At 69.1% G+C, this 21,120-nt stretch carries 11 protein-coding genes; 5 read left to right on the top strand and 6 right to left on the bottom strand.

The window, feature by feature from the left end; translation table 11 throughout:
- The first annotated feature begins 67 nt into the window (after positions 1-67).
- Positions 68-1,486 carry an FAD-binding oxidoreductase gene (locus ABT078_RS25475; protein ID WP_351231476.1) on the top strand — a complete coding sequence of 473 codons (1,419 nt, stop codon included), beginning with the start codon at positions 68-70 and terminating at the stop codon, positions 1,484-1,486.
- A gap of 363 nt (positions 1,487-1,849) precedes the next feature.
- Here ABT078_RS25475 and ABT078_RS25470 read toward each other — a convergent pair whose 3' ends face one another.
- The 3 genes from ABT078_RS25470 to ABT078_RS25455 form a co-directional block, all read right to left on the bottom strand.
- Positions 1,850-3,226, bottom strand: coding sequence for an NADP-dependent succinic semialdehyde dehydrogenase (locus ABT078_RS25470; RefSeq protein WP_351231475.1), 1,377 nt, complete (start codon positions 3,224-3,226; stop codon positions 1,850-1,852).
- An 849-nt stretch (positions 3,227-4,075) separates the two neighbouring features.
- The gene (locus ABT078_RS25460) at positions 4,076-4,759 is read right to left on the bottom strand and encodes a GntR family transcriptional regulator (RefSeq protein ID WP_351231472.1); all 684 of its coding nucleotides are present in this window, start codon (positions 4,757-4,759) and stop codon (positions 4,076-4,078) included.
- Positions 4,756-5,268: a VOC family protein gene (locus ABT078_RS25455; protein ID WP_351231470.1), complete on the bottom strand. Its 513-nt coding sequence runs from the start codon at positions 5,266-5,268 to the stop codon at positions 4,756-4,758. The genes ABT078_RS25460 and ABT078_RS25455 overlap by 4 nt, the downstream gene beginning before the upstream one ends.
- 133 nt (positions 5,269-5,401) lie before the next feature.
- Here ABT078_RS25455 and ABT078_RS25450 point away from each other — a divergent pair, with 133 nt between their 5' ends.
- Both ABT078_RS25450 and ABT078_RS25445 read left to right on the top strand, forming a co-directional pair.
- Positions 5,402-7,591, top strand: a complete 2,190-nt coding sequence (locus tag ABT078_RS25450) for an alpha-ketoacid dehydrogenase subunit alpha/beta (RefSeq protein WP_351231468.1) — start codon at positions 5,402-5,404, stop codon at positions 7,589-7,591.
- The gene (locus ABT078_RS25445; RefSeq protein ID WP_351231466.1) at positions 7,584-8,858 is read left to right on the top strand and encodes a dihydrolipoamide acetyltransferase family protein; all 1,275 of its coding nucleotides are present in this window, start codon (positions 7,584-7,586) and stop codon (positions 8,856-8,858) included. The genes ABT078_RS25450 and ABT078_RS25445 overlap by 8 nt, the downstream gene beginning before the upstream one ends.
- Positions 8,859-9,102: 244 nt before the next feature.
- Here the strand turns inward: ABT078_RS25445 and ABT078_RS25440 are convergent, their stop codons facing one another.
- On the bottom strand, positions 9,103-9,261 hold the full coding sequence (locus ABT078_RS25440; protein ID WP_351231464.1) for a hypothetical protein: 159 nt from the start codon (positions 9,259-9,261) through the stop codon (positions 9,103-9,105).
- Positions 9,262-9,435: 174 nt separating this feature from the next.
- Between ABT078_RS25440 and ABT078_RS25435 the strand changes: the two genes are divergently transcribed.
- A complete protein-coding gene (locus tag ABT078_RS25435; RefSeq protein ID WP_351231462.1) occupies positions 9,436-9,858 on the top strand; it encodes a DUF3592 domain-containing protein in 423 nt (140 codons plus the stop codon).
- 517 nt (positions 9,859-10,375) lie between these two features.
- Here ABT078_RS25435 and ABT078_RS25430 read toward each other — a convergent pair.
- Positions 10,376-12,868 (bottom strand): SpoIIE family protein phosphatase, encoded by a 2,493-nt coding sequence (locus tag ABT078_RS25430; RefSeq protein ID WP_351231460.1) that lies wholly within the window; start codon positions 12,866-12,868, stop codon positions 10,376-10,378.
- Positions 12,869-13,524: 656 nt separating this feature from the next.
- On the opposite strand from ABT078_RS25430, the gene ABT078_RS25425 reads away from it, so the two are divergent.
- Entirely contained in the window at positions 13,525-15,615 is a 2,091-nt protein-coding gene (locus ABT078_RS25425) for a SpoIIE family protein phosphatase (RefSeq protein WP_351231457.1), read from the top strand.
- A 1,380-nt stretch (positions 15,616-16,995) separates the two neighbouring features.
- Here the strand turns inward: ABT078_RS25425 and ABT078_RS25420 are convergent.
- Positions 16,996-20,733, bottom strand: coding sequence for a S8 family serine peptidase (locus ABT078_RS25420; RefSeq protein WP_351231455.1), 3,738 nt, complete (start codon positions 20,731-20,733; stop codon positions 16,996-16,998).
- Positions 20,734-21,120: the final 387 nt, after the last annotated feature.

The following is a 21,120-nucleotide window of genomic DNA, read 5'->3' as shown; positions in this document are numbered from 1 at the left end:
GAAGGCACGGGCAACTGTCCCCGAATTTCCCGTTCGCCTAGTGCGTCCCTGACACAGAAGGTCCCCCATGAGCGCGTCGACAGAACCCCGCACCCACCCCGACTTCCCCACCGACTTCCGCGGCGCGGTGCTGCGGCCCGGCGACGAACAGTACGACGCGGCGCGTGCGCTGTATCAGGGCCGTGCCGCCGACGAGGGCCCCGCGCTGATTGCGCAATGCGCCGACGAGGAGGACGTCGCGACCGTGCTGCGCCATGCCTCGGCTCACGCCATCCCGGTGGCCGTGCGCGGTGGTGGACATGGCTCGGACGGCTATGCGATGCCCGGTGGGGCACTGGTCATCGATCTCTCGGGGATGCGGGCGGTCACGGTCGACCCGGAGACCCGGGTGGTGCGGGCCCAACCGGGCGTCAAGCTCGGCGAGATGGATGCCGCCGCACAGCAGCACGGCCTGGCCGTACCCGCCGGGACGGTCAGCAGCACCGGCGTTGCCGGGCTGACCCTGGGCGGCGGCATCGGCTTCCTCATGCGACGCCACGGCGCCACCGTCGACAATCTGCTGGCCTGCGACATGGTCACCGTCGACGGCCGCAAGGTCCGCGCCGACGAGACCGAGAACCCCGAGCTGTTCTGGGCGCTGCGCGGCGGGGGCGGCAACTTCGGGGTCGTCACTTCCCTCGAGTACCGCGCGCACCCGGTCGGCCCCGACGTCGTTGCAGGACAGCTGATCTTCCCGCTCGACCAGGCCGCCGATGTCCTCGGCAAGCTTTCGGCGCACCTGGCGACAGCCCCGCGGGAGCTGGGCCTGCTGGTCGCGATCGCTCCTGCTCCCCCTCTGCCGATGCTGCCCGAGGAGGTGCACGGGAAGCCGGCGCTGATTCTTGTCGTGGTCTACACCGGGGAGCCCGCCACGGCCGATGAGGTCGTCCAGCCGCTCGCCGCGCTCGGCCAACCGCTGGCCAACCTGGTCACGAAGACCATGTGGGTCCGGGCGAACAGCATGCTCGACGCCGTCGCCCCGTACGGCATGCGCATGAACCTGCGTGGTGGGTACCTGCCGACACTGTCCGGCGACGCCATCGACGTGCTGCTGGAGCACGTTGCCACCGTGCCGGCGAACCCCGGCGACATCTACTCGATCAACATCTCGTTCATGGGCGGCGCGATCTCCGAGGACGTCGCCGAGGACGCCATGGCCTTCTCCCGTGCCGGAGCCGCCTGGCTGTGGGAAGCCATCTGCAAGTGGGACGCACCCGAGTCCGACGCGCAGTACGACGAGTGGGCGACGACCCTCACCGAGGCGATGCGGCCGCACGCACTGACGAACGGCTACGCCAACCTCACCGACGACCTGGGCGAAGAGTGGCGGCGCGGAGTGCACGGCAGCGAGGCCAAGCACCAGCGGCTGCGTTCGATCAAGGCCGCCTGGGACCCTCACAACTTGCTCCGCTTCAACAAGAACATCTCGCCTGAGACCACCGGCTGACCGCGCACCGGCGGAGCGTCACACGAGCGGCCCGGTGTGACGCTCCGCCCCTCGCCCCGTACCGGCGGGGCGAGGGGCGGGTCTCCGCAGCAACCCGACCGCAGACCTCAACGCAGACTTTGGTGACCGTCTCTGACGTTCGGGACGATCCAAGGTCGGCGTCGGTCTCAGCAGTCGTTCTCGGGCCTGTCCGGCTCAGGTGATCTGTGAGGCTGCTGCTGTGCTCCGCCACGTCTGAGCGTGTCCTCTTCGGGCGCGGGGGAAGGTTCCGGGCCACGACGTCGTGACCGTGCGCGAGGAGCCGTCGGGCGATGACAGAGCCCCGTCGCGCCCAGTCCGAGGAAGCCGACGGTTCCCAGCAGATCAGCTCTTCCAGATCGTCTTGAGGTTGCAGAACTCCCGGATGCCTTCCGCGGCGAGCTCGCGGCCGATACCGGAGTCCTTCACACCGCCGAAAGGCAACTCGGGGTAGGAGACGCTCATGCCGTTGACGAACACGGCACCGGCCTCGAGGCGGGTGATCAGGAACCGCTCCTCGTCCGGGTCGATGGTCCACACCGACGAGCTGAGGCCGAAGGTCGTGTCGTTGGCGAGCGCCGCGGCCTGCTCGATGCCGTCGACCCGGTGAACCACGGCCAGTGGACCGAAAGCCTCCTCCTGGTACACCCGCATCTCGGTGGTGACCTCCTCCAGCACGGCAGGCTCGAAGAACCACCCCTCGGTACCGACCGCCGACCCACCGCACCGCAGGACGGCACCCTTCGCGACGGCGTCGTCGACCAGTTCGGTGAGCTCGCGCCGACCGGACTCCGTGGCGATCGGCCCGATCTCGGTTTCCTCGTCGAGCGGGTCGCCGATGGTCAGCGCCTTTGTGCCCGCGACAAAGGCCTCGACGAACTCCTCGTACACCTCCGTGTGGACAATGAACCGCTTGGCCGCGATGCAGGACTGGCCGTTGTTCATCGTGCGAGCGGTCACGGCGGTTCGGGCGGCCGCGCGAACATCGGCGGAAGGCAGCACAATGAACGGGTCAGACCCACCTAGCTCCAACACGGCCTTCTTCACCTCTGAGCCCGCGACAGCTGCGATCGACCGCCCGGCCGGCTCGGAACCGGTCAGTGTCACGGCGGCGACGCGTCGGTCGCGGACGACTGCTTCGACATCGGCTGCTCCGATGAGGAGCGACTGGAACGACCCGACGGGGAAGCCCGCTCGTTCGAAGAGCGTGTCGAGGTACATCGCGGACTGCGGCACGTTCGAGGCATGCTTGAGCAGGCCGACGTTGCCGGCCATCAGCGCAGGCGCAGCGAAGCGGATCACCTGCCACATGGGATAGTTCCACGGCATCACGGCAAGAACGACGCCGAGAGGCTGGTAGGAGGTGTAGGCAGCCGAAGCTCCGACCGTGCTCGGGTCGGCCAGTGGCTGGTCGGCCAGCAGACTTTCGGCGTTGTCGGCGTAGAACCGCATCGCTTTCGCGCACTTGAGGACCTCTCCGCGGGCCTGCGCGATCGGCTTGCCCATCTCGATCGTGAGCCTTCGCGCCGTCTGGGCTGCCTCGGCCTCGACCAGGTCCGCGGCCGCCCGCATCCACCGGGCGCGAGTGTCGAAGTCGGTTCCCTGGAGCACCGCGGCCGCGGCCTCTGCGCGCGTCAGTCGCTGGTCGACCTGTTCCTTCGTGAATGAAGCGAACTCTTCGACGAGCTCACCGGTAGCGGGGTTGACGGTAGCGATGGGCACGGCGCTCTCCTCGTGGCCTGGGCATCCAATGAATGCTGATTGGATCCAGTGTAGGCTCCGCAGTGATGGTGCACCAGTAGGAATATGGCGTGGGCGCCTCTCGATCACATTGAGTTGGATACATTTCGAGCGTGGGTGTCCATCTGAGAACAGTTCGCGATGCGGTCGCAGAGCCGGCTGCGCGCGTCGAGTGCGCGTGACTCCTCCCACGCGTACGCGCGCTGTCTTCCCGCGTCGGTGGCTGGGCCGCCGCGCAGAGGGCCGGCCAGGCCCTGTTGAGGACGTTGAGTGCGCCGACGTGGTCCGCGTTCGCGAGGAAGCCGCACGCGGTGCACTCGAACTTCGCTCGGGTGACGCGGTGCTCCTCGCCCACGTGCCCTCATTCGGGGCAGGTGCGGGAGGTGTTGCGGGAATCCACCTACGTCACGCGGCGGCCGGCGCTTTCAGCCTTGTTCGCCAGGATGCCCAGGAAGATGCCCCAACTCGCCTCGACGCCACTGCGGTTCAAGCCCGCTTCGGCGGCAGCGCGGTTGGTGAGCTGCGTGCCGGGAGACCAGCCGGCTCTCGCCGGGGGAAGGGACTTGGGGCAGGCGGCTGGCCGCCGGCGATCGTGACGCCCGGTCGACACGACCGGTGTGCACGATGAGCACCCGTCCACCGCGTAGCACCCCGTATCGGCGCGGTTGCTCGCACATTGCCGTCCGCGAGACGGTGCGCCTCACCTCCGGATCGGTGCTTCACACGAACCGGTTCGTCGCTGGGCAGCCGTGCCCCGATGGGGCCCATCGCTGAAAATCACTTGCTGCGGGGCGCCCGTTTGCCCAAGAGGTTTCAGGGTTCCCGCTCGCGTCATCGATTCTCGACGAAGAGTTCGGGGTGAGCCGTGAGTTCGACCCGGGTGCGCCGGATGTGCCCCGTGAGGTACCGCTCACCGTCTTCGGGATCACGGCGCCGCACGGCGTCGAGGATCAGTCGGTGTTCGGCGTTGACGATCGTGGCCCGGTCAGGGTCCGCGAGCACCATGTACGCACGGCGATAGTGTTGGGTCGAGTTCCAGAGCCGCTCGGTGATGGCCAGCAGGTGGTCGCTGCTGCAACCCGCGTAGGTCGTCATGTGGAAGTCGCGGTCCAGAAGAAGGAACCGATTGACGTCGTTCTGGTTCTCGATCTCGTCCTGGATGTGCTCCAGATGGGCGAGATGGCGATCGGTGAGATGGGGGAGACTCTCGGTCAGCGTCAGCGGCTCGAGTCGCTCGCGCATCCGGTAGTACGTGTTCACGTCCTCGAGGCTGAGCACGGGAACCCGCGACCCTCGGTTGGGGAACGACTCGGTGAGGCCGTCGGACTCCAGGATCCGCAGCGCTTCGCGGACCGGGATCCGGCTGGTGCCGAGGCGCGCCGCGAGTTCGTCCTGGCGCAACCACGTGCCGGGCGTCAGGTCGCCGGCGAGGATCTCGTCGCGGAGGATGCCGGCGATGTGCTGACTCCTGACACTGTCCGACCCGCGCGGATCGCGAGCGTGCGAAGGAGTCAAGAGCGGTCACCTCTGAACTTTGACGGGTCGCGGTCGAAGGCCTTGCCGTCAGGATAGGACACCAGCTCGAACTGCATTCCCCATGGTGAGAGGAAGTAGACCCACCGCTGTCCCTCCGACGGTCCGGCGCTGGTGGTCGGGTCGCCCAGCACGGGAACGTCCCTCGCCCTCAGGAACGACACGGCGGCGTCCAGGTCCTCGACGTACAGCGCGACATGGTGGCCGCCGACGTCACTGTTGCGCGGGACAGCCGTCTGCTGCCGATCCGCTTGGTACTCGAAGACCTCGAACACGGCCTGCTCGCCGCACCGGTAGAAGCGCAGCTGGCGCATGACCGTGCGGGCGTCCACGTTCAGATGCTCCGACATCCAGTCGCCTGCCGAGCTGAGCGGGCCGAGCGAGTAGAGGTACTCGCAACCCAGGACGTCCACGAGCCACGTGTGCGCCTGGTCCAGGTCCGGCACCGTGAATCCGATGTGATCCAGGCGCATGAGGCCGGGTAGAGACATGGTCTTCCTCCTTTGGATCCAAAAGTGTCTACCATGTTGCCGAGTATGGCGCCATAGGTCGAACATGGTCTTGAAATTGGATCCAACTGTGTGGCAGGGTCGGTGCACTCCGGTCGATTGAAGGGGGCTCCCGATGCCTGTGGAACACACACTCGAAGCGAAGGCCGCGTGGTCGGAGTTCGTCGTCACCCAGGACGACTGGGACGCCGCGGCTCCGGACCTCCTGACGGGCATGTTCAGCCAGCTGGTGCTGATCCGGACCTTCGAGGAGTACGTCCTGGAGCTTGCCGCGGACGGGCTCATCCACGGCCCCGCGCACTCCAGCATCGGTCAGGAAGGCGGCGCGGTCGGTGCGTGCTTCGCCCTGACGTCGGAGGACACCGTGAACGGGTCGCACCGTGGCCACCACCAGTTCCTCGCCAAGGTGCTCGCTCATCTGTATCCGAAAGGCATCGACCCGACGAAGCCGTTCCCTGAGGATGTGCGGGCCGTGCTCCTGCGCAGCCTGCGCGAAATATGCGGACTGGACCGGGGCTTCAGCCACGGTCGAGGCGGCAGCATGCACCTCCAGTGGCACGAGGCCGGCGCCATCGGGACCAACGCGATCGTCGGTGGCGGGGTACCCCTCGCGGCCGGATCCGCGTGGGCCCACAAGAAGGCCGGCACCGACGCGGTGACGTTCACGTTCTTCGGCGACGGCGCGATCAACATCGGATCCACGCTGGAGAGCCTCAATCTCGCGGCGGCGTGGTCGCTGCCGTTGTGCTTCTTCGTCGAGAACAACCTGTACGCCGTCTCCACCCACGTGTCCGAAGTCACCGCCGAGCCACGGCTGTCCGGCCGAGGCCCGGGCTTCGGCATCCGGAGCTGGAAGGTCGACGGTATGGATCCGCTGGCCGTGTACCTCGCGACGCAGCAGGCCCTCGCGCACATGCGCGGCGGCGACGGTCCGACGATGATCGAAGCCGATGTGTACCGCTACTTCCACCAGAACGGTCCCTTTCCCGGCTCGTCGTTCCGGTATCGCACCAAGGAAGAGGAGGCCCAGTGGCGCGCTCGCGACCCGATCGACACCATGGTGGGACACCTGGTGCGACGCAGGATCCTCAGCAAGAAGGCGGTTGCGGAGACGATCAGGCGTGCCAAGGATCTGATGGCCGAACTCGGGGACGTCCTCCTGGAACCGCGGCCGGGCGGCAAGCCGGGTGAGCGACGCATCGTGCCCTCGGAGTGGCCGGATCCGGCGTTCGTCGACGAAGGCGTCCGGGGCGACCTGTCGGAGCTGGCCGAGATCGAGTTCACCGACGCCGAGAACTTCGTCGACAGCTTGACCGATGTCAAGTTCATCGGCGCCGTCGCCGGCGTGATGGGACGCCGCCTGGAGACCGACCCTCGCGTCGTGGTGATGGGGGAGGACGTGCACCGGCTCAACGGCGGCACCAATGGCGCGACTCGCGGCCTGAGTGAGGCGTTCCCCGACCGTGTGATCGGAACCCCGATTTCGGAGAACGCGTTCGCCGGCCTCGGCGGCGGACTGGCTCTGGACGGCCGGTTCCGCCCGATCATCGAGTTCATGTACGCCGATTTCATGTGGGTGGCGGCAGACCAGCTGTTCAACCAGATCGGAAAGGCCCGCCACATGTTCGGAGGTGAGGGCAAGGTGCCCTTCGTCCTGCGCAGCAAGGTCGCCACCGGTACCGGATACGGATCGCAGCACTCGATGGACCCGGCCGGCATCTTCGCCACGGCACTGGGCTGGCGAATCGTCGCTCCGTCGACGCCGTTCGACTACGTCGGCCTGATGAACACGGCCTTGGCCTGTGATGACCCGGTCGTGGTTCTCGAGCACGTGGATTTGTACAACTCGACAGGTCCCGGCCTGCCGGAGAACTACGACCACTACCTTCCGGTCGGCAAGGCCGCCGTACGCCGCGAGGGCGCGGCCCTGACCATCCTCACCTATCTGGCGATGACGCCCGCCGTTCTGGACGCCGTCGAACAGACGGGAGTGGACGCCGAGGTCATCGACCTGCGCTGGCTGGACCGGGCCAGCCTGGACTGGGACACGATCGCCGCATCGGTGAAGAAGACCAACAACGTGCTCATTGCCGAACAGGGCGCCATCGGCACCTCCTACGGCGGCTGGCTCGCGGACGAGATCCATCGTCGGCTGTTCGACTGGCTCGATGCACCGATCGAGCGTGTGACGGGCGGCGAGGCGTCGCCGAGCATCAGCAAGGTGCTGGAGCGTGCCGCGTTCGCTTCCACGGAGGAAGTCGTCGCCAAGCTCCGCGAGATGGCGCAGGAGCGGAACAATGGCTGAGATTCTGCGCATGCCCGAGGTCGCTGCCAACACCGCAGAGGCGATCCTGGAATCCTGGAACGTCGGCGTGAACACCCCTTATGCGGCCGGCGATACGATCGTCACGGTGGAGACCGAGAAGGCCGTGGTCGACGTGGAGGCCGAGAGCGACGGCGCACTGCTGCGCCTCCTCGTCGATGCGGGCACGACAGTGGCGGTGGGTACACCGATCGCGGTCTGGGGGGCACCGGGCGAGTCGGCCTCCGAGGTGGACGCTCTGGTGGCTTCACTGGGTGCTGGACAAGCGCCGGTGACGGCTTCCACCGCCTCGGCACCGGAGGAGTCGGCGACGCCGGCAGGCACGGTGACTTCGGCGCCCACCGAGGCTGTGGGCGCCGGGAGCGAGCGTGTCTTCGCCAGCCCGCTGGCGCGACGTCTCGCGCGCGAGCTCGAAGTCGACCTGAGCGCTGTGGTGGGGAGCGGCCCGCGCGGACGAATCCGGCGGTCCGACATCGAAGCAGCTGTTGTCAGGTCGACGCAGCCGGAGGAGACGTTGCCGGCGGACGCCGCGGCGGAAAGCCCGAGAATCGGGACTTCGGCGGTCGATTCGCGATTCGTGGACGTGCCCAACACGCGGATGCGGGGGGCCATCGCCCGCCGGCTGACGGAGAGCAAGCAGAACACGCCGCACTTCTATCTACGCGCCGGAGCACGCGTCGACGCATTGCTCCAGCTGCGGCAACAGATCAACGCCGGCCAGGGCGTGAAGGTGTCGATCAACGACCTGCTGGTCAAGGCGATCGCGTCCGCGCACGTGGACGTTCCCGCGATGAACGTGCAGTGGAACGACACCTCGATCCGGCACTTCTCGGACGTCGACATCGCCGTAGCCGTCGCCACCGACGGCGGGTTGGTCACCCCAGTGATCCGCGGCGTGGACTCCCTGTCGATGAGCGGCGTTGCCAAGGCCACGAAGGACCTGATCGCCCGCGCGAAGGAGCGCCGGCTCCGGCAGGAGGAACTGGAAGGCGGCACGATCTCGATCACAAACCTCGGCATGTACGGCACCGAGGACTTCGCAGCGATCATCAATCCGCCACAGGCCGCGATCCTGGCCGTCGGTGCGGTGCGGCAGGAGGCAGTCGTCGAGGACGGTGCGGTCGTCGTCGCGTCCGTTCTGCGTCTGACCCTCGCCGTCGACCACCGGTCGGTGGACGGCGCCACCGCGGCCGAGTGGATGAAGGCATTCGTGGACGTGCTCGAACACCCGCTCCGGATCCTGCTGTGAGTACGGGCGAACACGAAGGCAAGGAGAACGCACCATGACCGAGACCACGCTCGACCTCGTGATCCCCGGCGGTGGATCAGGCGGTTGTGCGGGCGCGCTGCGCGGTGCGGAGCCGGGTTTGAGCGTGATCTGGTGAAAAACCCCGGTTCTTCGGGACTTCGTCGGCGGATTCGGTGTTCAGGCGACCGGTTCCGGTCCGAGCCAAGCGGCTGACGTGGGTGATGCCGATGGGAGTTTCGGGACATCAGGCATCACGGCGGTGGAGGTCGAGTCCGACGGCGGTCAGGACGTGACCGAGGTGGGTCATGTGCAGCGTGCGGTAGGGCGTGGTCCGTGTCCGCGTCACCCCGACGAGTTGGGAGACGGTGCCTTCGATGCCGGCGCGGGTGCCGTAGGCAGCCACTGTTGGAACGACAAGAGGCAGACCTTTGCCGACAAGGTGCGCAAAACCATCATGATCAAGATCAATAAGAGCTGAGCCCCTCCGGATGAGAGGGGCCTGGCCCCTCCGCGAGTGAAAGGGTCGACGCGTATTGTCCCGACACGGGTTCGCGACGGGCGATCGAGGTTCACGGACGTGGAGATTCCAGGAGGGGGCTACCTCTTCTTCGGCTGTATGGCCGCGCTGTTCGGTGCGTTCACGGTGATGTACCTGCGCCGTCTGCTGACGGTGATGCGGACCCTCCGCCGGGGAGTCCGCACGTCGGGCGCCTGCATCCGGGTGGAGTATCCGGACCGGGACTCCGACACCAAGGACCACTTTTTCGTGTTCCGTGCGGCCGACGGCCGTGAGGTGGAGTTCAAGGATCTCGCCGCCTGGACCATGACCACCGGAACGCAGGTCACCGTCACGTACGACCCTGCGGACCCGCAGCGGACAGCCACCATCGCGGGCCGGGGCAACTGGGCTCCAGTGCGCCTGGGGCTCGTGGTGGTGACCGGATGCGGCCTGGCGTGTGCCGTCTTCACCACCCTCCTCCTCATCGAGATCTTCGCCTGACCGTTGTCCGAGGCGGGCGGCATGGTGGAGCCCATGGTCGAGGAAGGGCTGCGAAGCGACGGGTGACTACTTCGAGCCCATCGTGGATGTCGAAGTGACTGCCGACGAGGCAGAGCCGCTCGCCGAGCGGATGGTTGCCTGGATGGTCTCCGAAGGGCTGATCACATTGAAGGGCGGCTGACGTCCGCCAGCATCACGGGCCCGAACGCCGCCGAGCTTTCCTGCTCGGCGGTCCGTCAACCGAGTCCTTCTCCGACACTGGACTGCACCTCAGTAGGCCTGCCCGGAACGGACGACCGTCGCGTGGGCCACCGCCTTCTGGGTCGGTGTACCGAGAGCTCGTTCAGCGGTGACCGTGTTCGTCGATTTCGGGCCCGCGCAACTTGCTGCGTAGTGAGGACAGGGCTCGGCCGGCATCTGTGACAGGCCGTGCGACTTCTGCCTCGTACAGATGGCACCCGGACCACGGCGCCTCCCGCCGGCCGCCTTCGCAATCCGGGGCGGAGGTGCGGTCCGGTTACTCCTCGAGTGCGGGCGGCGTGCCGGATGCCCGTGCGTGTGAGGAGGCAAGCTCTACTTCGGCCCAGACGACCTTGCCGCCCGCTACCGGGCGGGAGCCCCATCGGCGGGACAGCTGGGCGACCAGGGAGAGGCCGCGGCCGTTTTCGTCGATGGTGCGTGCGCTACGCATACGGGGGGCGCAGAAGTCGGTGTCGGACACTTCGACGGTCAGGACCTGGTGCCGGATCAGGCGCAGACGGATCGGGCCGGTGCTGTGGCGGACGGCGTTGGTGACCAGTTCGCTGACGGTCAGCTTCGTGGAGTCCTCGAGCCCTTCCAGTCCCCATTCGGCCAGCTGACCGGCTGCCAGGTGCCGGGCGTGGCGGACGGCGGTCTGGTCACTGGGCAGCGTCCAGGAGGCGACCTGGGTCGGGCTGAGCGAGCGGGTGCGGACGAGAAGCAGGGTGACGTCGTCGCTCGCCGCCTGACCCTGGAAGGGTTCCATCGCGCGGGTGCAGAGGTCTTCCAGGGAGCGATGCGGTTGGGCGAGGGCGGTGCCCAGGCGGTGCATTCCCTCCTCGATGTCGTGGTCGCGGGCCTCGATCAGGCCGTCGGTGTACAGGGCGAGGAGACTTCCCTCGGGCAGTTCCAGTTCCATGGCCTCGAAGGGGACTCCCAGGCCGATGCCGAGCGGGGCTCCGGTGGGAAGGTCGGGGTAGGTGACCTGGCCTTGCGGGTCGATGATCGCGGGTGGGGGGTGTCCGGCCGTCGCCAAGGTGCACTTCCGGGTGACCGGGTCGTAGACGGCGTACAGGCAGGTGGCGCCCACCACCGTGGGGGCCTGCTCCGGGGCGTCGGCATCTTGTTCGGCCAGTCGCTGGACCGTGTCGTCGAGGCGGGCGAGCAGTTCGTCGGGGGGCAGCTCCATGTCGGCGAGCGTGTGGACGGCGGTGCGGAGCCTGCCCATGGTCGCGGCGGCGTTGACGCCGTGTCCGACCACGTCGCCGACGACGAGGGCCACTCGGGCGCCGGACAGTGGAATCACATCGAACCAGTCGCCTCCGACGCCGCGGTCGATGTCGGCGGGCAGGTAGCGAGAGGCCGCCTCGATCGCCGACCCGCCCTTCAAACGGTGCGGGAGCAGATTGCGTTGGAGCGCGAGGGCCGCGGTGTGCTCGCGGCAGTACTGTCGAGCGTTGTCCAACGACACCGCGGCGCGGCTGACGAGCTCTTCGGCCAGGAGCAGATCGGCCTCCTGGAACCGCACCAGTTCCTCGGTGCGGATGAACACAGCCAGGCCCAGCAGGACGCGCCGGACGCGGATGGGGACGATCATCACGGAGTGCATGCCGTTCTCGCGGATCTTCTGCGCCCGTGCCGGATCCTGGTCGAGCCATGAGCCCGGAGCTGTGTCCAGGATCGGCTCCAGGTGGGACCTTCCGGTGCGCAGGACATCGACGACGGGTGAGGCGGGTCCCATGGGGATCGCCTCACCGCGCACCCACGGGGATTTCGGGACCCCTGGGCGGATCGAGGCCAGACCGGCACGTCGGAACACGGGCAGGCGCTCGCCCGCCGTGCCGATGCGGGCCGGGGCCCCCTCGCCGAGCAGGATGGACTGCTCCAGGTCCACGGCGACGAAGTCGGCGAACAGGGGGACGGCAAGGTCGGCCAGTTCCTGACCGGTCTGCATCACATCCAGGGTGCTGCCAAGTCGCGTGCCGGCCTCGCTGAGGATGGCGAGGCGCTCGCGCGCCCGCCGGCTCTCGGTGACATCAACGCTGATGGTGCACACCCCCAGGGTTTGGCCGTCGGCGCCTTGGAGACAGGAGAACGAAACCGCGAACGGGTGCTCCCGGCCCAGACTCGCCGGCTGCCACGTGCGGTACTCGTGGATCTTGGTGCTACCGCTCTGGAGTACCTGTCGCATCACCGCCTCGGTCGTTTCGGCCTCGCTACCGGGCCACGCATCGTTGATTCGACATCCGAGCCGCCGCTCACGGGAAATGCCGTCGTAGCTCTCCATCACGTCGTTCACCCAGGTGCAACGCAGCTCCAGGTCACGGACGACGACGCCGACCGGTGCGCGGGCAAGAAGCGCCCCCCGCACCGATCCGTTCACCACGTCCCCGGACAGCGCGCCGATGTCGGTCACGGACGCAAGCCACCGCACTGCTCCGCCCTGCCCCCACACCATGGAGATCCGCAGGCTGACGTCGAGCACGCGGCCGTCCCGGTGGCGCACCGCTGTCGCCCCCGACCAGCCATTTTGGGCATGGCACTGGTGGACGAACGCCGATGTCGTCGGCGCTTCACCGAAGGATGGCAGTACGAGTGCGGCGGACCGGCCCACCACGTCCCCGGCGGAATATCCGACAAGCTGCTCGGCGGTCTGCGTCCAGGCCACCACCGTTCCCTGCTCGTCGAGCAGCGCGAACGCCGTGTCGGATACCTCGGACGGGTTCATCTGCCTACCGAAGGTCACCCTGTCGGTGCTGGTTATGCTCATCAACCTGTTGTCCTCGGATGGCCAGGGCGGGCTGTACAGCTGTGTAGAAGGCGATGGGTGCCTCTTTTGGGAGGTTGACCAGATGGGGTATTGCTCTGTGACAACGCCGCAGCCGTATCGCCTTCCAGTTCGGTCATGAGGCCGCTGTCGGGCTGCGTGGCGGGCAGCGCAAGTGGACGGCCTACGTGCGGCCACCCGCACTGGGCCCCCAGGGCCTTCTGGCCGCCGCCCGCTCGGCCGGGTGTTGTGCGGATCGCCTGCCTGCAGCGTTGCCCGCTGTGGTGGCGGCTGCTCGCGCCCGTCGTCGCCATCGCGATCCCGGTCCTCACGGGACGGTCGACGACAGGAAGCGGTCCGTCAGCGCGTTTCTCCTCGCGCTCGGCGCGGGCGGCGTATGGAGCACACCGCTGTCCGACGAAGTGCTCACTCCGGGAGCCACGGGGTTCATTGCTGTCACGGGGATCACAGGGCGCTCCCGAGTGCCGCAACGGCGTCGCCCCGAGCCTCCCGCGCGCGGTCGGCCGGTGCGGACGTACGGTGCTGGTATGTGCGCGACAGTGGACGACGGCGCTGCGCAGCCATACGGGTCCCGCCCCCCTTCGCCCGCCGGCGGGTCGGTACACCGGGCTGAGCTGGACCGACTGCTGGAGCTTGCCGTGCGTGACACGGGCGTGCATGCGGGAGCGGTCTTCTTGCTCGCGTCCGACGGGCGGACGCTGCGGCTGGAGGTGACCGCCGGCATGCCGGCGGAGTATCTCGCGCCTTGGTTCGGGGTGGCGCTGTCGAGCCCCGTTCCGGTGGCCGAGGCGGTGCGCGAGCGGCGGCTGGTGTGGCTCGGCCACCCCCAGGAGCTCGCCCGTCGCTACCCGCGCACGGCGATCGCCCTGCCGTACCACTATGCGGTGGCCGCGGCGCCGATCCTCACCGGCACCACGGCCTGGGGCACGCTGCTGCTGTTCTGGCCCGTCTCCGACGGCGCCGGGCCCGCCGGTCCGAGCCGCGAGCGGGTCGGTGCCGTCTGCCGGCGCCTGGGGCGTTTCCTGCGTGACGCCGCCGACACCGGCCACGCCGTCGGTCCCGCACCGCTACCGCGCACGCTGCCGCAGCCTCCCGCGCGGAAGCGAGACCCGGCCGAGGCGCTGGCCGCCGCGGACTTCGTCGAACGGCTGCCGGAGGGCAGCTGCTCCCTCGACCTCGAGGGCAGGTTCACCTACGTCAGCGCCACCGCCGCCGACCTGCTCGGCGCCGGCATCTCCGATCTGATCGGCACGCGCCCTTGGCAGTCTTTGTCCTGGTGCAGCGACCCGGCCTTCGAGGACCGCTACCGCGCAGCCGTGGTCAGTCGGAAGCCCGGCTACTTCACCACCATGCTCCCGCCGGACCGGTGGCTCGCCTTCGAGCTCTACCCCGACGGATCCGGGGTGAGCGTCCGCATCTCGCCGACCGGTCCGGGCGTGGCCTCGCAGGGAGCGCCCGCCAGGACGGAGACGTTCCAAGGCGAGCCGATCGCCCTGGGCGAGCTCTACCGGGTGCTGCACCTGGCCGCGGCCCTCTCCGAAGCCGTGGGCGTGGGCGATGTGGTCGATCTGGTCACCGCCGAGATGCTGCCGGCCTTCGGGGCCCGGACCGTGGCCCTGCTCGCGGCCGAGGACGGCAGAATGCGCATCATCGGCTGTCGGGGATACAGCCCCCGGCTCCTGGAGCACATCGACGGAGCGCCGCTGACCCATCCGGCACCCGCGGTCCAGATCCTTGCCACCGGCGTGCCGGCCTTCTTCGCCACCTTCGAGGAGCTGGCCGGGACCTACCCGCCTGCCCCCCGCCTGGACGGTCTGCAGGCCTGGGCCTTTCTGCCACTGATCGCCTCCGGGCGCCCGCTGGGCTCGTGTGTGCTCGCCTTCGACCGGCCCCACTCCTTCTCCGACAACGAGCGGGTCGTCTTCACCGCACTCGCGGGACTGATCGCTCAGGCGCTGGAACGGGGCCGCCTGTACGACACCGCCCAAGAGCTCGCGAAGACCCTGCAAGCGGCTCTGCTCCCCGACTCGCTGCCCGACCTTCCCGGACTGGATGTGGCTGTCCGTTATCTGCCCAGCGTCCGCGGCATGGACATCGGCGGCGACTTCTACGACCTGGTCCGGGTGGATGGCACCACCGCGGCCGCGATCATCGGAGACGTCCAGGGCCACAACGTCACCGCCGCCGCACTCATGGGCCGGATCCGCCCCGCCATCCGCACCTACGCCGCCACCGGGGCCACGCCGGCGCAGGTCCTCGCGCAGGCCAACCGCCAGCTGGTCGACATGGACTCGGGCCGCTTCGTCAGCTGCCTGTGCGCCCGTCTCGACCTCGCACGCCGCCGGGTCGTCCTGGCCACTGCCGGGCATCTCTCGCCGGTGGTGCGCCACCCGGACGGGCACGCCGAGGTCCTGACCCTGCCGCCCGGGCTGTTGCTCGGCATCGACCCCGACGCGGACTACCCTTCCACCGAGATCCCGCTGACGCCCGGTACCGTCCTCGCCCTGTACACCGACGGGCTCGTCGAGACTCCCGGGGTCGACCTGGACGCCGCCATGGCCGGGCTCGCCGCCCAGCTCGCCCAGGCCCGGCCCCAGCCCATGGACAAGCTCGCCACAGCTCTGATCGACCATGCACGGCAAACCGCCGCCCGGACGGACGACATCGCCTTGCTGCTCATCATGCTCGCCACCACCGGGGAGGGCGCACAACCGCGGGACCTGCGGTGAGCGTTCGCGGCACCCTCGCGCCTGCACCGTCGCGTGCCGGCTCGGTCCGGCGGACGCAGTTTCGCTGGGCTTCCTTGTGGATGGCGGGGTCCCGACTTCGACATCCGCCACCACCCGAAGGCCATCACCAACGGGCAAGCGGCACTGTGATCGGGATGCCGGCGGCCCCGGCCCCTCATCATCACCACGCTACGGCGAGCTCACCGCGACGTCGGGCTGCGTGCGCGCCGACCGCACCGAACGGGCGCCGGCCAGGACCGTGGTGGTAAGGGCCGCGAGCGGCCCTGCCGCGCTCGTCGACGAACTGCGCTCGTTCTGGAGAACAACGCCTGCTACAGGCGCGGGAGGTGTGGTGAACGGCGCGGCCGGGAATGCAGAGCAGTCGCCGAATTTGGATCACCCGCAGAGCAAGAGGCAGCGCGGCCGCGCCGCCCGGTGAAGGCTGGGACGGGACATCCGATGCGTCAACGGCGAGGCCGCCCGAGGCCGGCAGCAACTGGGTACCCAGGCCGCGACCGACACCCCGCCGCCTGGATCCTCTTGCGCGCCGATCCCACCCCGGCCGCCCGGACCGACCCCCTCAAGGGCGAGGCCGGTCCACGGCACTCGTCGCGGTGAGACGGTGGAACGCCGGCAGATCGAGGGCCCTGCCGGTGGCCGGATCTGGCACGTCCTGGACGTCGAGCGCCGCGCCGCCCGGATCGACAGCTCATCCACCGGGCCACCCCATGACCACCGGCCGTTGGACGGCGGGGAAGATGTGCGGATGAGCACCTCTCGCCGCCCTCTGGGCACCGGCCCTCGCCTCGACTCCGCGCTGGCCCCAAGTCCTCGGACCGACCGTGGCCGTACCGTCGCGGAGAGGGCGGCGGCCGACCCGGCCGCAGCTCCCGCCGAGAACCTGCAGGCGCGCCGGCAGGGTCGGCGCCACCTGGGATCCGGACCGGCGGAAGCCGAAGAATCCTGAACTCGGCCGGCTCCCACGCATTCTCACGGTGGCGGGTGGTTCGATCGTCGCGGCGGGCGCGCGTCCGCGTCAGAAGAGGTGGGTTGGCGGCATGTCTGATGGCTGGGAGTGGGACGAGACGTTGTTCCTCGGGTCGGCTCCCTACTACCAGCGGGGGAGGCTCCCCGGTGACAGTATGCGCCTCGAAACCGAGCCCGGCGGCAACGTCCGTGCCTGTGGGGCCGGTTGCGCTCTCAGGCACGATCCGCCGCGGTGAGCATCAGCGCGGCCTTCGGTGTCCAAGGGAGCATGCGGGTATGAGTACGAGGCGTCCAAGATCGTTTTGTGAGAGAAACGACCCGGATACCCTCATGCGGCCCCTGTCCGCGGTGGCCACCGCGGACAGGGGCCGTTTCGTCAGCCGCCCGCCGTCACTACTTCAGGCCGAAGGCGCGGATCAGGGTCTGGCTCACGCTGTTCCCCTCCGTGTCCCGAGCGGTGGTGCGCAGGCTCGCGAAGCGGGCCCGGGACGGCGCGTCGAGCTGTGCCTTCCAGTCGCCGCCCGACTGCCGCAGCGTCGTCCGGCGCCACGTGACGCCGTCGTCGTAGGACACTTCCAGCGTCACCGTGGGGATCGCCCCCGCGCCCGCCGTTCCCTTCAGGTGCGAGGGGGTGACCGTCAGCCCGGTCCGCCGGTGCGCCTTGCCGGACAGGTCGGTGGCCACCGCGTAGTCGAGCTGCACCAGCGGCAGAGGCGTGAGGACCGTGTGGTCCGTCGTGCCGGAGGTGAATCCCCACTCGGTGCGCGTGCGGGTCGAGTACGGCCTGTTGGGCAGGTTCCGCTTGGCCTCGATCACGATCCGGTAGGGCAGCGGGTCGGGTGACAGCTCCTCGACGGCGATGATCCGCTCGTCGGATTCCTCGCCGAGCAGCTGGTCGCCCTGGTAGAGGGAGATCTTCGACGTACCGCCGTCGACCCAGGCGGTGCCTCCGTGACCGCCGGAGTCCCCCCATGTCGGCGTGATCGACGTGCTGATGATGTCTCCGACCCGGTAGGGAGCCTGCCAGCTGATGCCGTCGTCGTGCAGCAGCCGCGGGTGCTGGATGGGTGAGAACCAGGTTTCGCGGGTGGTGCTGCGCGGCTTGTACGAGCGTGCCTGGCCCCTCTGGCCGAGGTCGGGCATGGCGGCGGCGGAGATCCAGTGGGCGTCGGCGCCGGCAGAGACCCACGATGTCAGCGTGCCCTGAGCCGGTACCGGGGTCGGCCAGGTGAGCGTCCAGGAGTTGAAGATGGGGGACACGTCCACGCGCCACTGCACGGCCTTGTCCTGCTTGGTGTCGCGGAATTCCTCGTCGATCCGGGCCAGTTCGCCGGGGCCTGGCCGGTAGGACGGATCCTGGGGGATCGCCCCGTCGTGGTGGCGGACCAGGTCGTACAGGTATCGCGGATACGGGTGCGAGACCACCTTCAGCGTCGCCGTGCCGGGCTTGCGGAGCCTGCTGAGCAGCTGAGTGCTGTCGTCGGTGCCGAGCGAGGCCACCGGCAGCGGGGCGCCCTCGGGCAGGTGTGCCCAGGGGTCGAACTTTCCGTAGCCGTCATTGAGGATCAGCAGTTGCCTGGCACCGGCCTTCGCCGCTGCCGCGGCCTGCTCCGGGGCGGGCACGGTGTCGCTGCGGCGGACGACCGCCACTTGGCCGCGCACCTTCAGCTTGCGGAAGTCCGCCGCCGAGCCGTCGCCGGCCCAGACTGCCTGGTAGCTGCCCGTGCCCTCCGGCAGCGCGGGGGAAAGGCTCTGGACGACGACGTCGTCGTAGGTCTGCGAGCCGGAGGAGAACGTCAGCGGCGGCTGGATCTGCCGCCAGCGGGTCGCGAAGATGTATGTGCCCTTCGTCACCTTCGGCGTCGGGGTCACCCAGAGGCTGTCGTACCGCCAGAGCTCGGGCATGTAGCTGTCCATGAACGGGAACAAGTCGCGGTTGGTGCGGTACTGGTCCACCCGCATGAACTGGTTGGCGGTCGGCTGCGAGGTGAAGGCAGCCGCCTTGCGCAGGTTTGCGGCGTCGAAGCGGACGGTGCGGTCGGCGTCGAGGTCGATCTGCGGCGCGGAGAACATGGCGAAGCCCAGGGCGTGCGTTCCGTCGATGCCGGGCACGTCGGCGTTCATCCACGCCGAGTAGGTGCCTGGGGTCAAGCGCAGGGTCATACGGCCAGAGGCGTCGATGTTGTACATCTTGGGCGCGGTGTTGCGCTCGACGTCCTTGAGGAGGAGGGTGCCGGGCAGGGCGGCCCCGTGGCGGTCCTTCGCCGTGACCGACAGCGTGACCCGCCGGCCCTCCTTGTTCACGCCGACCGGCGTGCGGGTGAGGACCGTGCCGTCGGCGCCGGTCGCGGTGAGCCGGCTGGAGTAGGCGGCATCGTCATCCGCCGCGTCGAGATGGGTGATCACGCCGACGACGGCGGTGCCGTGCGCGGGCACCGTCAGCCGCGAGTCGGTGAGGGTGAACAGGCCCTCGGGCAGCTGGTCCTGGCTCAGTGACAGGTCCACGGTGACCGGCTCGGCACCGGTGTTGGTGTAGGTGACGTCCTTGCGGATGGTCTGGCCCGGCGTGTACGGGTAGTGGGCCTGGGCGAACGCGGACCCGGAGGCGACCAGCGTGGCCTTCACGGCGGCGGCGACGTCGAGCCGCCCGCTGCCGGCCTGGAAGGCGCTGTACCGCTGCGTGCTCGCGGTTGTGCTGACCAGGGCATCCTTGAGCTGCCGACCGGTCCAGTCCGGGTGCTTGGCGGCCAGCAGGGCCGCCGCCCCCGCGACGTGCGGTGTCGCCATGGAGGTGCCGCTCATCGTCTGATAGGCGCCCTCGCCCTGCTCCGCGTACTGTGAGCGCGCCGCCAGCACGTCCACACCCGGGGCGGTCAGGTCGGGCTTGATGGCGTTGTCGCGCACGCGGGGGCCGCGACTGGAGAACGACGCCAGCTGATCCACGCCCTTGCCCGGGCCGTGCACCGCGCCGACCGTCAGCGCGGCGTCCGCCGCTCCCGGGGCGCCCACGCTGTACGGCGCGGGGCCGGAGTTGCCCGCCGCGATGACGAACAGCGCCCCGGTCTCCTCGCTGAGCCGGTTCACCGCCTGACTGAGCGGGTCGGTGCCGTCGGTGGGCTTGCCGCCCAGGCTCATGCTGACGACCTTGGCCCGCTGGTCCCGGGCGGCCCACTCCATGCCCGCCAGGACCCAGGAGTCCTGGCCGCTGCCGAAGTTGTTCAGCACCTTGCCGATGTGCAGCCCGGCGCCCGGAGAGGCGCCCTTCTCCTTGCCGTCGGACGCGGCTCCGGTGCCGGCGACGGTGGAGGCGACATGGGTACCGTGGCCCTGCCGGTCGGTGACGTCCTCCCCCGGCACGAAGCTCTCCGCCGCCTTGATGCGGCCGGCGAAGTCGGGGTGAGCGGCGTCGATCCCGGTGTCCAGCACCGCGACGTCCACGCCCTGCCCGGTGTTCCCACCCGCCCAGACCTCGGGCGCGCCGATCTGCGCGGTGGTGTCGGACAGCGTGGCCTTGACCTTTCCGTCCAGCCACACCTTCGCGATGCCGCCCGCCAGCGCCGCCGGCGCCGACCCGGCCGAGCGCGCCCTCGCGGACGCCGCCCCGGCACCGGTGAGGGAAGCCCAGAAGTCCGCCGCCCGCGTGTGCTTCGCGGATATCGCCGCGCCCTGGATGCTGCTCAGGGCCAGGGTTCTGCTGGCGCCCTCCGGGGTCTTCATGGTCCGGGAGCGGGCCGCCGCGTCGGTGTAGGTGACGATCAGCGGCAGGTGGTCGCTGCGCGCGTCGTCGTAGCCGTCCGCAAGCAGCTCGGTCACGTTGAACAGGTGCTCGTCCAGCGCGCCGGACGCGATGAAGGGCAACGCCGCGTCGGGATACACGTAGATGTCGTCACCGACCGACATGACGCGAGCGCCACCGGTCCTGCCCTGCGGGTCGGCCACCGACGTGACCGAGTGCCTGCCGCCGTTCGCAGTCACCGTGACCTTGTCACCGGTGATCAGCGTGACGGTACGCGCGATCGCCGGACGGGCGGCGGAGGTTGCGGTGGGCGTTGGGGACGTCGGAGCGGCGTCTGCCGACGCGGCAGGACCGGTGGCCGTCAGCACCACCAGGGCGGTGACGGCGGATGTCAACCCGCGTCTGCGGGACGGAGGCATACGCAAGAGAACCTCACGAACTAGGTGTGCAGAAGTCCTTGGCAGTCAGCCATCCGTTCGCAGCGCTGTAAAGTCAGCGCTTTGGCACTTCTGTGCCACGTCACCAAGTGGACATGACGCAAGTCGGCGCAATGATCTCCGAACAGGACATGCTGCAAGGCGTGGAGTTGTCGGACTACCAACGAAGCCCAGACGTGCAAGCCGTCCGCCGTTGTCCTGTGCAACCCGCAACGGCCGTAACATGCAGGTCACTTGTCCCTTTGCCGAATCGTCACACCAGCCTTCGTGCCTTCGTCTGCAGCCCGGCCGGACGCTGCAGCAGCCATGACGCTCCGGGTGTTCAGCCCGCATGCCTGCGGCCTG

The sequence above is a fragment of the Streptomyces sp. NPDC002133 genome (assembly GCF_040296405.1).
Taxonomy (GTDB): domain Bacteria; phylum Actinomycetota; class Actinomycetes; order Streptomycetales; family Streptomycetaceae; genus Streptomyces.
Note: the sequence above shows the minus strand (reverse complement) of the source record. Positions and strands in the feature narration are given on the sequence as shown.

Excerpts from the sequence above, each read along its gene's own strand:
- ABT078_RS25475 (WP_351231476.1), top strand. The coding sequence starts at position 68 with ATGAGCGCGTCGACAGAACCCCGCACCCACCCCGACTTCCCCACCGAC.
- ABT078_RS25455 (WP_351231470.1), bottom strand. The coding sequence starts at position 5,268 with ATGTCTCTACCCGGCCTCATGCGCCTGGATCACATCGGATTCACGGTG.
- ABT078_RS25450 (WP_351231468.1), top strand. The coding sequence starts at position 5,402 with ATGCCTGTGGAACACACACTCGAAGCGAAGGCCGCGTGGTCGGAGTTC.
- ABT078_RS25445 (WP_351231466.1), top strand. The coding sequence starts at position 7,584 with ATGGCTGAGATTCTGCGCATGCCCGAGGTCGCTGCCAACACCGCAGAG.
- ABT078_RS25430 (WP_351231460.1), bottom strand. The coding sequence starts at position 12,868 with ATGAGCATAACCAGCACCGACAGGGTGACCTTCGGTAGGCAGATGAAC.